14 protein-coding genes are annotated in these 14,686 nt (G+C 36.5%); 10 read left to right on the top strand and 4 right to left on the bottom strand.

What is annotated here, in order from left to right:
* Positions 1–226, bottom strand: a 226-nt coding sequence (locus A3GQ_RS0107350) for a gamma-type small acid-soluble spore protein (protein ID WP_028776508.1), incomplete at its 3' end; no start/stop codon positions are given.
* A 90-nt stretch (positions 227–316) separates the two neighbouring features.
* Here A3GQ_RS0107350 and asd point away from each other — a divergent pair.
* The 5 genes from asd (at position 317) to greA (ending at position 6,991) form a co-directional block, all read left to right on the top strand.
* Complete coding sequence (gene asd / locus A3GQ_RS0107345; protein WP_028776507.1) at positions 317–1,171, top strand: archaetidylserine decarboxylase; 855 nt, start codon at positions 317–319, stop codon at positions 1,169–1,171.
* A 2-nt stretch (positions 1,172–1,173) separates the two neighbouring features.
* Positions 1,174–1,770, top strand: a complete 597-nt coding sequence (locus A3GQ_RS0107340) for a rhomboid family intramembrane serine protease (protein WP_028776506.1) — start codon at positions 1,174–1,176, stop codon at positions 1,768–1,770.
* A 40-nt stretch (positions 1,771–1,810) separates the two neighbouring features.
* Positions 1,811–3,013 (top strand): MFS transporter, encoded by a 1,203-nt coding sequence (locus A3GQ_RS23665; RefSeq protein WP_051271338.1) that lies wholly within the window; start codon positions 1,811–1,813, stop codon positions 3,011–3,013.
* 216 nt (positions 3,014–3,229) lie between these two features.
* Entirely contained in the window at positions 3,230–5,953 is a 2,724-nt protein-coding gene (locus A3GQ_RS0107330; RefSeq protein WP_169818261.1) for a DUF2339 domain-containing protein, read from the top strand.
* Positions 5,954–6,514: 561 nt separating this feature from the next.
* Positions 6,515–6,991, top strand: coding sequence for a transcription elongation factor GreA (gene greA, locus A3GQ_RS0107325; protein ID WP_028776504.1), 477 nt, complete (start codon positions 6,515–6,517; stop codon positions 6,989–6,991).
* Positions 6,992–6,999: 8 nt separating this feature from the next.
* Here the strand turns inward: greA and A3GQ_RS0107320 are convergent, their stop codons facing one another.
* Positions 7,000–7,473 (bottom strand): hypothetical protein, encoded by a 474-nt coding sequence (locus tag A3GQ_RS0107320; RefSeq protein ID WP_028776503.1) that lies wholly within the window; start codon positions 7,471–7,473, stop codon positions 7,000–7,002.
* Between the two features lie 67 nt (positions 7,474–7,540).
* On the opposite strand from A3GQ_RS0107320, the gene A3GQ_RS0107315 reads away from it, so the two are divergent.
* Positions 7,541–8,671, top strand: coding sequence for a metallophosphoesterase family protein (locus tag A3GQ_RS0107315; RefSeq protein WP_028776502.1), 1,131 nt, complete (start codon positions 7,541–7,543; stop codon positions 8,669–8,671).
* Positions 8,668–10,863, top strand: a complete 2,196-nt coding sequence (locus tag A3GQ_RS0107310; protein WP_028776501.1) for an ATP-binding protein — start codon at positions 8,668–8,670, stop codon at positions 10,861–10,863. Before A3GQ_RS0107315 ends, A3GQ_RS0107310 begins: the two co-directional genes overlap by 4 nt.
* Here the strand turns inward: A3GQ_RS0107310 and A3GQ_RS23660 are convergent.
* Together A3GQ_RS23660 and A3GQ_RS26785 are read right to left on the bottom strand one after the other, a co-directional pair.
* On the bottom strand, positions 10,853–11,218 hold the full coding sequence (locus A3GQ_RS23660; RefSeq protein WP_051271336.1) for a group I truncated hemoglobin: 366 nt from the start codon (positions 11,216–11,218) through the stop codon (positions 10,853–10,855). The two genes, A3GQ_RS0107310 and A3GQ_RS23660, sit on opposite strands and share 11 nt — an antisense overlap.
* A gap of 100 nt (positions 11,219–11,318) precedes the next feature.
* A complete protein-coding gene (locus tag A3GQ_RS26785) occupies positions 11,319–11,471 on the bottom strand; it encodes a hypothetical protein (protein ID WP_156877599.1) in 153 nt (50 codons plus the stop codon).
* 117 nt (positions 11,472–11,588) lie between these two features.
* Between A3GQ_RS26785 and A3GQ_RS0107295 the strand changes: the two genes are divergently transcribed.
* The 3 genes from A3GQ_RS0107295 to dtd all read left to right on the top strand — a co-directional run bounded on the left by A3GQ_RS0107295 (position 11,589) and on the right by dtd (position 14,683).
* Positions 11,589–11,957: a hypothetical protein gene (locus tag A3GQ_RS0107295; protein WP_028776500.1), complete on the top strand. Its 369-nt coding sequence runs from the start codon at positions 11,589–11,591 to the stop codon at positions 11,955–11,957.
* Positions 11,958–12,054: 97 nt separating this feature from the next.
* A complete protein-coding gene (locus tag A3GQ_RS0107290; protein ID WP_425423362.1) occupies positions 12,055–14,220 on the top strand; it encodes a RelA/SpoT family protein in 2,166 nt (721 codons plus the stop codon).
* 7 nt (positions 14,221–14,227) lie between these two features.
* Positions 14,228–14,683: a D-aminoacyl-tRNA deacylase gene (dtd, locus tag A3GQ_RS0107285; protein WP_028776498.1), complete on the top strand. Its 456-nt coding sequence runs from the start codon at positions 14,228–14,230 to the stop codon at positions 14,681–14,683.
* Positions 14,684–14,686 lie beyond the last annotated feature (3 nt).

Genomic DNA, 14,686 nt, shown 5'->3' with positions numbered 1-14,686 from the left:
GTGCATTAGTAGCAGATTCAGAAGCGAATTCTGTTTGGTATCCACCAGCTGCACTTGCATTACTAGCTGCACCAGCAGAACGAGCGTTTTGAGCTCTTACTTGCTGTGCATTAGTAGCAGATTCAGAAGCAAATTCTGTTTGGTATCCACCAGCTGCACCAGCTTTTTGGCTTTGTGCATTTTGCTTACGAACATGAGCAGGATCGGTTTTGTATTTGTTGTTCATTCGATCACCTCCTAAAAAGTATTGTGCCCAAGTCGCTTTTTTTCTTCCTAACCGTTTTTTTCCTTTTATTATCCGAAGTGGAGGTATCTGATGAAAGACCCAGTTTCGCGTTTGATTTGGAATTTAACACCAAAAAATAAGGTATCTCGTTTAGTAGGTTCTCTCGCTAAAAAACGTTTTAGTCGGCACTTCATACCTTTTTATATTAAAAAGTTTCAAATAGATCTTAATCCTGTAAAAAAGCCAATTGATCAGTTTGAAAGTTTACTGGATTTTTTTATACGAGAGTTACAGGAAACAGCGAGACCTATCCACGCAGATCCCAATAAAGTTACAAGCCCAGTTGATGGTGTTATTACACAAATGGGAAAAATAGAAGAAGGTACCTTGATTCAAGCTAAAGGTATAGCTTATGACTTAAAGGAGCTATTAGCAGGCGAAGAAAAATGCGACAAATTTTTGGAAGGCCAATTTGCAACAATTTACCTCAGCCCTCGTGATTATCATCGTATACATAGTCCTATTTCTGGAGAAATTGATTCTCTTACTTATATACCGGGCAAATTATATCCGGTGAATGAATCAGGAGTACGGCTTTTCCCAGGACTATTCACCAAAAATGAAAGAGTCGTATCTTATATAAATAGTGAGTTTGGTCAAGTTGCATTGGTGAAAGTTGGGGCTACCAATGTAGGTAGTATTAAAGTGGCATTTGATGATGAAATTGTTACCAATGTTAGTAAAAAGCAAAGACTAAACAAAAAAACGTATCATCAACCGATAAAAATGGCAAAAGGCCAAGAATTAGGCCGTTTTGAATTCGGTTCTACAGTAATTTTGATATTTGAACCCGATATGATCCGTTGGCTTCCTACAATTTCTACTGGAATATCATTAAAGATGGGACAACCTATCGCAGAGGTGACCCCTAGAAAGAAGGATTAATTTTGTTTGGACATACACATATCCCCTTGAAACAATTTCCGCGTTTTTTTCCAGTAATTACTAGTCTTATGATTGTACATACCATTTGCTACCTGATGCTCTTGTTTCATAGTGGTTCTCTTTCAGGGGGAGAGCTTGTAGTCCAGTACGGCGCAGTTGAAGGTTGGCGGATACAATCAGGGGATTGGTGGAGAGTACTTACAGCTATATTTTTACATACGAGTGTGTTTTCTTATTTATTAGGTTTGTTTTTCTTATATGTGCTAGGACCCCAATTAGAATGGTTACTAGGTAAAATATTTTTCCTTATTATTTATGTTTTTTCTGGCATGCTGACCTATATCATTATTTATATAACAGGTATGGAAGGCATCTATTTTGGTTCATTAGGTGCAGTTTACGGTATATTTGGAGTCTATTTGTATTTATTTGTTCGAAAAGCTATTCATCCCCAATTTGGGTTAGCAATTCTAATCTTGACGATATTAAATCTCATTGTTGACTACCCTTTAACAGGAGTATATGTATTATCTGTTTTAGCTGGATTTGTTCTTGCTTTACTCTTTTTGCAATTTCGAAGACCAGATTCAGATTCATAATCTATAGAGGCTTGGATAAACTATCTCTTGGTGAGGCTCTATGGACTTTTTAAAGAAATTAGATCGTGAGGCATGGGTCTTGCTGAGTGTCAGTGGATTGCATGCTTTTTCGTTTGCTTTATCTAATGCTTTCGTGAATGTATTTTTGTGGAAAATTAACCACGATCTTCTTAAGATCGCTTGGTACAATTTAACCAATTATATAGCAATAGGATTGACCTTTATTTTGGCAGGTTGGATAACCAAAAGAGTGGATCGTGTCATCTCTATTCGAATCGGAGTTGCGCTCCAAGCTCTTTTTTATTTAACTGTACTCCTTTTAGGTACAAAAGCTATTGACTATGTAGTGATACTAGGATTTTTCTTGGGATTAGGTAGTGGATTTTTCTGGATGTCATACAATGTTTTGTACTTTGAAATCTCTGAGCGAGATAATCGTGATGTGATGAATGGCATAAGTGGTTTTATAACCTCTTTATCTGGGATGATTGCACCATTGCTATCTGGAATCATTATTACGCGTGTGGACCATTTTCTAGGATACCGCATTATTTTTGGTATATCACTTGGGATATTTGTTCTTTCTGTGATCGTTAGCTTTTGGTTGGCATTACGTAAAGCAGAGGGAAGTTTTCAATTAGGGAAAGTAATGAAGATCTCATTTCAACCAAAAATGAATTGGTTTTGGGTGCAATTAGCTACGTTTTTCCAAGGTTTAAGAGAAGGTGTATTTCTTTTTTTTACTGGATTATTAGTCTACTTTATTACAAAAAGTGAGTTAACATTAGGGACTTATTACACTGCTGCATCTGTGGTGTCACTCATTTCTTATTTGCTTTTAGGCAAATATTTACGACCTGCTTGGCGTGTTCATGCATTGTTGATTTCAACCATTATGATGGGATTATTAATTATTCCATTTTTGATCTACTGGAACACTTGGACAGTCATGTTGTATGGAGTAGGTCTGTACCTCTTCTATCCATTCTACTATGCACCAATGACATCCATTGCATATGATGTCATTGGTGAGCACTCGGAAGCAGTTGAGCTGCGAGTAGAATATGTAGTGTCTAGAGAATTGGTAATGAATATGGGTCGATTGATTAGTTTGATTATCTTTATGGTGATCGTATCCTATAATTCATCTATCACATCATTAAAACCAATGCTTTTATGTTTGGGATGTGTACAAATCGGCACATGGTTTGCAATGAGGAAAGTACCGCTTATTGCAAAGTGAAAAACCCCCTATCTGACCTAGATAGGGGGTTTCGCTATTCTGAGTATCATATTTCTTGCAGATTACAGTTACTTCACAATTTGAGGTATTTCTACGATCAGAAAAGCATACATAGTACAATGCAAAGAGGGAGGTGTATAGAATAACATGTTTCATTTTATTATTTTCGTTGTTATTTTTTTAATTTTGTATTCCTTTTATAAAAAAGAGAAGATCTTGAAAAAGAATGTAGATGACTTAGGTCGTCAATTGGATACACTTCAATATAAAATGCAACAGTTAGAAGAAAAAGCAATAAAACCGGAAGATCTCTTAAGTCTGGATCGAGAATCTGAACAAGAAAACAGTAAAGGTGAAGAGGTACCAGACGATGAAATAGAGCAACCAGTCGAAGAAGAGGAATCCAACCTAGTAGCTGAACCCATAGATACAATAATAGGATCGGAAGAAGTTTCAAAAGAACAAACGAGTTCTACTAAAAAGCCCAAACGAGAGTCTCGGACTCGAACAGAATGGGAGCTTTTAATCGGGGGAAAATGGCTTAATTGGATTGGTGCAGTTGCACTTTTTCTTGGCGCAGCTTTTTTCATGAAGTATGCGTTTGACAACAATTGGATCAATGAAGTTACACGAGTGTTCGTGGGTAGCGTATTTGGTTTACTTGTATTGTTTTTCGGAAATCGTTTTTCTAAGAAAGGATTGGCTATTTTTAGCCAAGGGTTGATTGGTACTGGTCTAGCAGTACTTTATACAGCTGTTTTTGCTTCGTATAACTTTTATCACCTGATTCCTCAATGGACGGCTATCTTAATCATGCTTCTTGTGGCAGTTCTCGGTTTTCAACAAGCATCTAAGTTTCAATCCCTGCCTATCGCTCTGATCGGTTGGATCGGAGCATATGGAACACCATTTGTTCTTCCTGGTGGAGGCAGTATGATTGGATTAATGAGTTATTTAGGATTAGTGACAGTAGGAATATTGGCTTTGGTTTGGAAAAAGCGCAGTTGGAATGTGCTTTATTATTTATCTTTTGTTGCCACTTACTTTATTTTCTTTGGATGGAGTTTTGCAACTGACGTTGGCAAGGATAGCTATGTCTTACTACTATCACTAAGTGTTTTTTGGGCTTTGTTTTACCTTTTTGATCTCCGTTTTCTTTTCCATGTAAAAGCTACAAAGTATGAAAAGATGATCGGAATCATAAATACACTATGTCTAATTTGTGGTTTGTACATTCATTTTCCTTATACGGATCATTTTCGTATCATGCTGGGATCTTGTTTGCTTTTCATCGCTATTTTGTATCTCATTCCGATTCTTGTTTTTTATTACCGCAAGCTATTGTCCAAAACAAATCAGTGGCAAATGGCGCGACAAAGTATTACCTTTCTGTCGTGTGTTTTACTGGCGACTATTGTTTTTTTTACATTCCCGGCATCACTCTTCGTGATTTCCTTGGAAGTAGCGTTCATCATTTGGTGGGGTCTTCGGTACGAAGTACGCTATATAGACCGTTTTGGATTAATCATTTTGGGGATATCCACTTACGCCATCTTCTTCTATACCATTGGGGAATATTCACAGATGAAACCTGTCATCAATTGGGTTATTGTAAATAACTTTATTGGTGTTGTCGTACTTCTATGTAGTGCTCATTGGTATGGACTGAAAAATTTGTCGTTTATTCGAAATAGCTTACATGTGATTTGGTCTATTCTTTTATTTGTAGGAATTTATGTAGAAGGCTATCTTGTCTTTTTGTACCTATTTCCAAGGGATTTTAAAGCAAATATTGATTTTCCAACACCACCAGCATCGGAAAGTTTTTTACATGCAAGTTATTTGGCTGATTTATGCCTCATACTCTTATTATTGGTTTATAGTGTATTGCTAACAGGCTTTGGTTTGAAAAGGAAAGTCATGTCAATTGTCGTAGTTAGTTCGACCATTCTTGCCGTTTTATTAGGTAATTTGATGGTGACAGGAAGTAGCTATGTTCCAATAAAACTTTTGGTTTCCGTTGGGAATATTCGGGTTCTGACTTTTGTTCTCACACTTGGTTTATTGTATGTATTTTATTTACTTTGGAAAAAGAACGGAAAGCAACATCCTTGGTATAAATGGTATCGATTATCGACTATTCTGCTAATAGTGGTCTTATTATTTGAAATGGTTACTGTTGAAATCATAGATGGATTTGCCAAGAAAATCGAATTGCTTGCCCCATCAGGTGATGCAGATCCTGTTTCGTATCTTGAAAACTTACAATTCTACACCTTAGTGTTGGTTTGGATTTTTGGAAGCATTCCCGTTTATTTATTAGGGACCCGTTTGAGATTTCGGGTGCTGATGTATCTAGGGTTATCTACACTAGGAATTGGGGCCATTCCTATCTTGATAAAAGGCTTATCCTATTATTCTTATGAGAAATTCGTACCTGTAATCAATCTTCGTTTCTTGTCTTTGCTATGTATGATTGGGGTAGTATTCTTCTTCTATCGATACATGAAGAAAAATTTATCTTCTGTGACGAGCCACTACCTCTCGTATATCCGTCAAACATTGTTTTTTTTAGGAGTATTTGCTGTATTTCTCGGTGTAACAATGGAAATCAATGATGCTTTCAAAGCGACAATGTTACAATTAGGCATACCAGACCAAGAGATTATTCGATTGCGTAATTTACAGCAACTATTTATTTCGATCGCATGGTTACTCTTGTCTTGTCTCTTCCTATGGATTGGAATTTGGCAGAAAAAACAGTCTGTTCGTATCCTCTCTATCGGTGTTTTTGGAATCTCCATTCTTAAGATATTTTTGTTTGATTTGTCATTTTTAACTACACTTTATCGTATTTTCTCATTTATGGGATTAGGTGTGATTTTACTAGCTGTATCTTTTGTTTACCAAAAAAACAAACATTGGTTTTCAGCCGATTAATATAAAACCCCTGCGACAAGTAGGGGTTTTCAAAATAATAAGCACAAATATTGTTGTAAAAATAAAAGAATTAGAGTATGTTCAGTTCAGTTCATTTTAATATAGCATGATTTTGGGTATTACCGTATCGTCATGTAATAAAATGTGGATTGTTATCAAAATATCGGAATTTAGGAGGGTTTTTGTATAAAAATGTCGAATAAATAATTATATGTCATAGGAGTCACTTTTGTATAGATAGAAATTTCTCGCCTTTCAATTTTTAGTATAAATATGTATGTCCGAATTGTATTTCTTCTATGAGAACATACAGCTTGAGACTGGGGTGGTGGGGCAAAAGACTTGCGTAAAAAAATTACTAAAATACTTGGTTCATAAACATAAATATGCTAAGATAACAAGCAGTCCCTTTTTTGTAATCGGTTTCTTAATTTGATAGGTAAGGAAGAAACAGGCATAATGTAATTGGTCGTGACATATCATGTAGCACGGTTGTCCCAGAAAATAATGCTAACAAATAGAAAGCAATGGTTTGTGTCTTTTAAGGAGGAATCGGTAATAATGTCTAATCAAAAAGAAGTATTACTTACGGAAGAGGGATTACAAAACCTAAAAGAAGAATTGGAAAATGCAAAAACCGTAAAAAGGCATGAAGTAGCAGAACGATTAAAAGAAGCTATTTCGCAAGGAGATCTAAGCGAAAACTCTGAATATGATGCTGCAAAAGAAGAACAAGGTCTAATAGAAGCAAGAATTTTGACTCTTGAGAACATGATTCGAAATGCAAAAATCATAAAACCTGGTGAAACGGATAAAACGGTTGTTTCTGTTGGGGCTAAGGTTACCATCCAAGAAATACCTGATGGTGATACAGAGACATATTATATAGTTGGTAGTGCAGAGACCAATCCTGAGCAAGGAAAAATTTCAAACGAATCACCGATCGGAAAAGAATTAATTGGCAAAAAAGTGGGCGAAGTAGTGAATGTACCTGTTCCGTCCGGAACAATTCAATTAAAAATTGTAGAGATTGATTAATTTCCTATTCAAATAACCCCATCATCTTTTATGGATGATGGGGTTATTTGTTGTAAAAAAATAGAGAGAGATCGCTTTGTATGATATTCCACCCAGCTTCCTTGTGAATTGCGGATTAGCAATCTTGGAATATCGTTGTGATTTTTGGGGATGGTTACAATAACAAATTGAAATAGGTGCTTGATTGGCGAAAAGTCGGATAGGATAACAGGATGATGAAATTGAATCAAAATGTATTTAGAAGGTAACTGGAATGAAGAGAGACCAGCGAGATGGTCTACTTTGTTAAGTAATTGTTCCATTTCAAATTTAGCTGTTACTGCTTCTTTGATAACTTGTTTTTTGCCATTTTGAACATACCACATTTGAAAATTTTCAAGGCTACTTTTATCCTGTTCTGCTGCAAATACAGATGTGAAACTGATACCAATTAGCAGGAATGGAAGAATAAGGAGGAGAATTTTTCTAAATGGCTGTTGCATTCTGCATCACGACCTTTTTTTCTTATCGTTTGTCAGAATACAAGAAAACATACACGTTGGAGGGATCATGCACACTATATCATTTGTACATATTGCAGATCTGCATTTGGGAGAACCGATCAAAGGTTGGAAGTGGGATAAGGAAAGAGTATGGATAAGACAAGAGGAGCACCAACAAACCTTTAAGCGAATCATTACCTATGTTAAAGAAAATGCTATCCCATTTCTGCTTATTGCAGGAGATTTTTTAGAACATGGATTTGTTACTTCCGTACTCTACCAGTTTGTATTAGAGCAACTGCAAAGAATACCAGATACAAGGATATTTATTAGTCCGGGTAACCACGACCCTTACAGAGAAGACTCTGTTTATCAGCAAGAAACATGGCCAGAAAATGTATATATATTTTCGGACAGTTGGGAGACCCTATATTTTCCTGAGTATCACCTGCATATATCTGGCAGAGGATTTGGTGATTTTTCAGATCGAAAGAATTCGCTTCCAATTCCTATTCTAGATGCAAACTATCATATTTACTTGGTTCATGGTGATTTTAAGGAAGAACAATCCATCTATTTTCCTATTATAGAAAAAGATTTGTCCGAACACGATGTAGATTATGTTGCACTTGGTCATATTCATAAACGGCAGACTTATCTATTAAAAAACAGAAAAGGAACGATAATACATTACCCTGGCACACCAGAAGCACGGAGTTGGAAAGAAACAGGGGTCCGATTTTTGACACATGGGACAATAGACGAGAAAGGTGTTTCGCTTGAAAAGGTCCCTATTTCCACACGAAAATATGAGCAGATAAAAATAAATATTACAAATCAATTATCCCTAAACCAAATTTCTGAAGTCGTTTCATCAGTGATCAGAGAATTTGATACCAATGATTATCTCGCTATTCAGTTAGTAGGGAGATCTGCCTTTGGTACAGAAGACAAGAATTGGCTGATAAAGTTAGAGAAGATGCTTCCGATTGAGCATAAATGGCTTTTTATAGAAGATTTAACACTACTAGGCTATGATTTGAAAAAGTTAAAAACGGAACAAAATTTCGTAGGAACCTTTGTTCAGCTGATGGAAACTCGTATTGCTCAAGAGACAGATCAAAAAAAGAAACGAATCCTACAACAAGCACTTTATCGCGGCTTAGATGCAATGGAAAAAGAGGTGGTGATGCAATGATCATTGAGCGTGTCCATTTTCATGGATTTGGTCGTTTTCAGCAAAAAACGATTTCTTTTCAACCAGGATTGAATGTAATTCAAGCCTCAAATGAATCGGGTAAATCTACTTTGCTTCAAGGGATTTTTGCATTGCTCTATGGTGGAGCTCAAGAAGGAAAACGTGTGAGGAGAGAAGCGGATTGGTATTCGAGTTTTCGTCCATGGATGTCTGAGTTATATGGAGGAGAAATTGATTATTCAATAGACCAAATAGCATACCGTTTGATTCGTAATTTGTTGAAAGGTCGTGAACAAGAACAGCTCTTAAATCGATTGACAGGTGAAGAATTACAACAAAATTATTTGTTTGACCAACGAAAAGAACGAAAGATAATCGAATCACAGATTGGCTTGTCTGGAGAATTGTTTCGGCGAACTGCTTATATCACTTCCTATTCTTCAAGTGGTTTACTAACAAGCAAACAAGAAAAAAGGTGGCAACTTAAATTAGCTGAAAAGTTAAATAGTTTGATTGATCAAGGGGAAGAAGTGGAGCTAACATCTGTCCTTAAGTATTTGGAAGATCAACTAAATGAACTTGGGAAAACAGAGCATGCTAAACAAAAACCATTTGGTGTCTTAAAAGAAAGAGAGAGAAGTTTAAGAGAGCAATTGCACAAAGAAAAAGAATTACAGACAGAATATTTACAGGCTCGTGTTGATCTTCAACATTTATTAATTGAACAAGGTCAATTAGAACAAGAATACCAGATATTATCAGAGCAACATCAAAGACTATCTATCTCTCTACAGTGCAAAGCGGATTGGTATCGATTAGATAAAATTCATGCAGCTTTGGAGGAATGGGAGGTATCGAATCAACAACAAATAGATCTCCAGGATCAGATACAGCGATTAGAGGAAAATAAGATAGCATTAGAACCTCCATTCCGGATGCAAGTAGAAGACATTGAAGAGTGTAATAGCTTGCATTATCAGGATCAGACATTTGAGAAACGCATTGCATTGATGGAAGAACAGATTCAAATGGAAACAGAGACAATAAACCATAGGTCAAATATGTGGATACCCACATACCCTTTCCTTACTATCATAGGTATTGTGTTGACAATTGGAAGTACTTTTTTTTCATCCATGTGGGGCTTAATCTTTGGAAGCCTAACAGGATTAATTTGGGCTGTCCCTGCTTTGTTCCTGACTTTTCAATTGAAAAATCAGGAACAAAGCAAAAAGTGGAGCATTCAATCCAATCAGAAGTTGTTGGAACAGTATAAAGAGGAACAAGAGACTTGCAAAGAAAGACTGAATTGGTGGAAAAAACGAGTAGGTACAAATGATGTAGATGTCATTCGAGATTGGTGGCATCAAACACAAGTGGTTGAAAAGGTAGAATGGGAGTTAGAACAATTGCTTCGTAATCAACCTGTACGGAAAAAGGGAGAAGGGAAATATCTACAACAAAAATGGGGAGATGGAAAGAGAGAGTTTGTTTCACGTTATCAAGGGGCATTTTGTCAGATATCAGATAAACAGATTGACAATGATAGTTTGATATTATCAAGGGAAACAGTACACAAATCCATGCAATTAAACAGCATGCAAGTTGGTGGAAAAAAGAAAAGTGCACAAGAATTGGAATTTCAATTAGAGAGGATACAGCAACTGCATATTGAATGGGAGCAAATAAAAGAGCAATTAGAAAAAGTGGAAGATGAGCGCGAGGCGATTAGCATAGCAAAAGAGGCACTACAAGAGGCTTATCAAAGCAGACAGGGAAATGTTGCTCCCATTTTACAACAAATTTCTTCAACATGGATCAAAACAGTAACCAATAAGAGATACGATAGCTTGTATGCCAATTTTTCAGGTGAAGGATTAAGTGCACGTATTCCTGAAACCGGTAGAAAAGAAAAGATTGACCAACTGAGTACAGGAACATTGATGCAAATGGTTTTTGCAATGAAAATGTCGATTGTCCAATATATTTCAGATGAGTCTAAACAACGGCTCCCGATCTTATTAGATGATTGCTTTGTTTATTATGATAAAGAACGTCTAGCTTCTATTCTTCCCCTTTTAGGTGAACTTTCTAAAACTCATCAAATCTTACTATGCACCTGCCATACAAGGGAAATAGAGCAGCTCAAGGAAATGGAGCAGCCTTTCTATAAAATTTCTCTTATTTCATAATGATGTGAGGCTTTACGAATCGGAGTAAGGCCTCTACTTTTGCCATTTGAGGAATGGGTGTGTTATATTTTTTCATTGCATTTTTAAAGTGAGTAACGGCCAATTCGAATTCTTCTGAAGAAATATTTAGCCCTTTATGTATTTTTCGCATATTTTTTCCATGGTATCGATTTGGTCCACCCAAAAGAAAACTGACCAACATCGTAATATGACTAAGTCGAATATGATTGACATCTACATCTTGAAAATAATGTGCTAGTTTTTCATCTGTTATTAATAAGTAATAAAATTCATTGACGATTGCAGCAATTGTTTGCTCACCGCCCAGATTAGCAAAAATATTGGATTCTTCCATGATATATTGTGCTCCATTCTTATCTTAAGATTTTTTGTAATTTTATGTAAAATAAGAATAGAAAAGTCCCTATATAGAGGGACTAATTCTATTAGGAATACTATTCTTTTTCTTTATCATAATTTCCTGCTTGGCTATACATTTCAAAAAAAGCATTTTGAACCTTTTGTACAGCTCGATCTTCTGCATTAAATTCTTCTGAGAATTCCGAATCTATATCTATGTTATTTGATTTTTTCGGTTCATCCTGCATGTTCTCACCTCCAATAAGCGTTAACATTTCACAGCAAAGAAAAACTATGCACCTTGAAAAAGGAATAAGCTAAGAACATAATGGAGTAGTAAATTGTGATAGTAAGGAGTTATGCCTGTGCAATGGTTATCTGATTTTTTCTTTGCTTTTTTCGGGGGATTTGCCCGCATTTTTATCGCTTCTTTTTTACTTTGGATGATTGGTGTAGTTGTTCTACTTTTTATGGAACTATTTAATAACGAAGAGTTTCAGTTTCGCGTTTATTTGCAAAAAATATGGAAGGTACTTTTGATTTCCTTTCAAATAGCAGGGTACGGTAGTATTATTGTTGGACCTATTATGATGTTTCAATCGGAAGAGTATCTCACCTATTCCCTTGTGACTATTGATGGTATCATTTTGTCTGTTCTGTATTTCAATCTACGCCGTCGCTTGGGAAGTTTTGGTACAAAAAATACGAAAAAAGGTAACCAAGAAAACAACTGATCTGTTTAGGGGTAAAAACCGAAATATTGGTATTTACATTTTTATATGGATGTAGGATAATATTTTTTAAAACATTTTTCGGTTAGTGGTGAATGTGATGATACTAGTTCAAGAGCTATTTCAAAAAGCAGCTACTTACTTACCTCCAGAAGATGTGGCTCTACTTGAGAAAGCTTACAATTATGCGGAAAAAGCACATGATGGTCAACTAAGGAAATCAGGAGAGCCATATATTCTGCATCCAGTAGCTGTAACGGAAATTTTGATGGATTTGCAAATGGATAGCTCTACGTTAATCGCAGGATTGTTACATGATGTAGTAGAAGACACAGGGGTAACACTTGCCCAGATCAGCGAAGAGTTTGGTGAAACAGTAGCATCATTGGTTGATGGATTAACAAAGTTAAAGAAAGAATTCAAGTTTCGTTCCAATGCCGAACATCAAGCTGAAAACTATCGCAAAATGTTTATTGCGATGGCAAAAGATGTACGAGTAGTTCTCTGTAAATTAGCTGATCGTCTTCACAACATGCGTACTCTTCAGCATTTACCAGAAGAGAAACAACGCAAAAAAGCAGAAGAGACCTTAGAGATTTTTGCTCCTCTCGCCCATCGCTTAGGAATTAGTAAGATTAAATGGGAATTAGAAGATCGATCACTACGTTACATGAATCCTCAACAGTACTATAAAATCGTTTCAATGATGAAGAAAAAACGTACTGAACGGGAAGAGTTTTTGAGTGAAATTATTCAGATTTTATATGAGAAATTTGAAGAGATGGACTTGAAAGTAGAGGATATCTCAGGAAGACCAAAGCATATTTACAGTATCTACCGCAAAATGAAAACACAGCATAAACAATTTCATGAAATTTACGATTTGATGGCGGTACGGGTTATCGTAAACTCTGTAAGAGATTGTTATGCTGTTCTTGGCATGATTCATACCATGTGGAAACCGATGCCTGGACGTTTTAAAGATTATATTGCAATGCCAAAGACCAACATGTATCAGTCATTACACACAACAGTGCTAGGTCCTAAAGGAGAGCCGATTGAAGTTCAGATTCGTACGATGGAAATGCATCGAATAGCCGAATATGGGATTGCTGCCCACTGGGCTTATAAAGAAGGTGCAGCAGCAGGAAAACAACAGTCATTCTCTGATAAGCTCAAGTGGTTCCGTGAAATGATGGAACTCCAATCCGAATCGAGAGATGCGGAAGAGTTTGTGGAAAGTTTGAAAATGGATTGGTTTACAGATACTGTATTTGTCTTTACTCCCAAAACAGATGTAATTGAATTGCCTGCGGGTTCTGTACCGCTTGATTTTGCATACCGAATTCACACAGAAGTAGGCAATAAATGTGTGGGAGCAAAAGTAAACGGAAATATTGTACCACTGGATTATCAATTGCAAACAGGAGACAAAGTTCAAGTCCTAACATCCAAACACAGCTATGGTCCAAGTCAAGATTGGCTTAAACTTGTCAAAACATCACATGCCCGAAATAAAATTCGTAGTTGGTTTAAAACGCAGCGCAGAGAAGAGAGTATTATCAAAGGGAAAGAAATGGTCGAAGCCCTTCTCAAAAAGCATGATTATGATATTAATGAAGCAATGAAATCAGAAAAGATGACCGAAGTTTGCAAACGATTTAATTTTCCAAATGCAGATGAGATGTTAGCAGCTGTAGGTTATGGCGGGATTTCAACCGCACAAGTAGTACATCGCTTAACAAGTGGAATGAGAGAAGAATTACCACCAATCATTCCAGAACAGATCAAAAATCCAACACAAAGGCGTCGTCGCTTAGATGTTGGGGTTCGTGTGATAGGAGTAGATAATGTATTAGTTCGATTATCTCGATGCTGTTATCCGGTACCTGGTGAAGAAATCGGCGGTTTCATTACTCGTGGCCGTGGAGTATCCGTTCATCGAGCAGATTGTCCCAATTTACAGAGTGTAGAGCTAGACAGAAGAGTAGAAGTAGAATGGGAAGGAGAGCCTGCTGCTTCATATCAAGTAGATATAGAAGTGTCTGGTTATGATCGCCTTGGATTACTAAATGATGTGTTACAAGCAGTCAATGATACAAAAGCAAACTATAGTGCAGTGAATGCAAAAGTTCATCCAAAAGGTTTTGCAAGTATTCAATTGACAGTAGCAATCCGCAATATCCATCATCTTCGTTCTGTCGTAGAACGTGTAAAAGGTGTTCGTGATATTTATAGTGTACAAAGAACAATAGGACAAGGGTGATCTCTAAGTGCGAGTACTACTCCAACGTGTGAGTCGTGCAAGTGTAACCGTGAGTGAGGAAATCGTGGGAGCCATTGATGCAGGGCTCCTTTTATTTGTTGGATTTACAGATGGAGATAGTCAGAAGGAAATCCAGTATTTCGCCGAAAAAGTAGTAAATCTTCGTATTTTCGAGGATCACGACGGAAAAATGAATAGATCCTTATTGGATGTAAAAGGGAGCATACTTTCCGTTTCCCAATTTACTTTATATGGAGATTGTAGAAAGGGAAGAAGACCGAACTTTATGGCAGCAGCTCGACCAGATGAAGCATCTGCACTTTATGATCAATGGAACAAAGCCTTAACCATGAAAGGAATTCGTGTGAAAACTGGTGTTTTTGGTGCAATGATGGATGTTGAATTAATAAATGATGGACCTGTGACGCTCTTCTTGGATAGTTTGTCTAATCCCGTGCTATAATGA

The organism is Shimazuella kribbensis DSM 45090, from assembly GCF_000428065.1.
GTDB classification, from domain to species: domain Bacteria; phylum Bacillota; class Bacilli; order Thermoactinomycetales; family Thermoactinomycetaceae; genus Shimazuella; species Shimazuella kribbensis.
The sequence above is the reverse complement of the archived record's forward strand: the minus strand, read 5'-3'. Positions and strand labels throughout refer to the sequence as shown.

Coding starts and splice junctions, on each gene's coding strand:
- asd (WP_028776507.1), top strand. CDS start 317: ATGAAAGACCCAGTTTCGCGTTTGATTTGGAATTTAACACCAAAAAAT.
- A3GQ_RS23665 (WP_051271338.1), top strand. CDS start 1,811: ATGGACTTTTTAAAGAAATTAGATCGTGAGGCATGGGTCTTGCTGAGT.
- greA (WP_028776504.1), top strand. CDS start 6,515: ATGTCTAATCAAAAAGAAGTATTACTTACGGAAGAGGGATTACAAAAC.
- A3GQ_RS0107320 (WP_028776503.1), bottom strand. CDS start 7,473: ATGCAACAGCCATTTAGAAAAATTCTCCTCCTTATTCTTCCATTCCTG.
- A3GQ_RS0107315 (WP_028776502.1), top strand. CDS start 7,541: ATGCACACTATATCATTTGTACATATTGCAGATCTGCATTTGGGAGAA.
- A3GQ_RS0107310 (WP_028776501.1), top strand. CDS start 8,668: ATGATCATTGAGCGTGTCCATTTTCATGGATTTGGTCGTTTTCAGCAA.
- A3GQ_RS23660 (WP_051271336.1), bottom strand. CDS start 11,218: ATGGAAGAATCCAATATTTTTGCTAATCTGGGCGGTGAGCAAACAATT.
- A3GQ_RS26785 (WP_156877599.1), bottom strand. CDS start 11,471: ATGCAGGATGAACCGAAAAAATCAAATAACATAGATATAGATTCGGAA.
- A3GQ_RS0107290 (WP_425423362.1), top strand. CDS start 12,055: ATGATACTAGTTCAAGAGCTATTTCAAAAAGCAGCTACTTACTTACCT.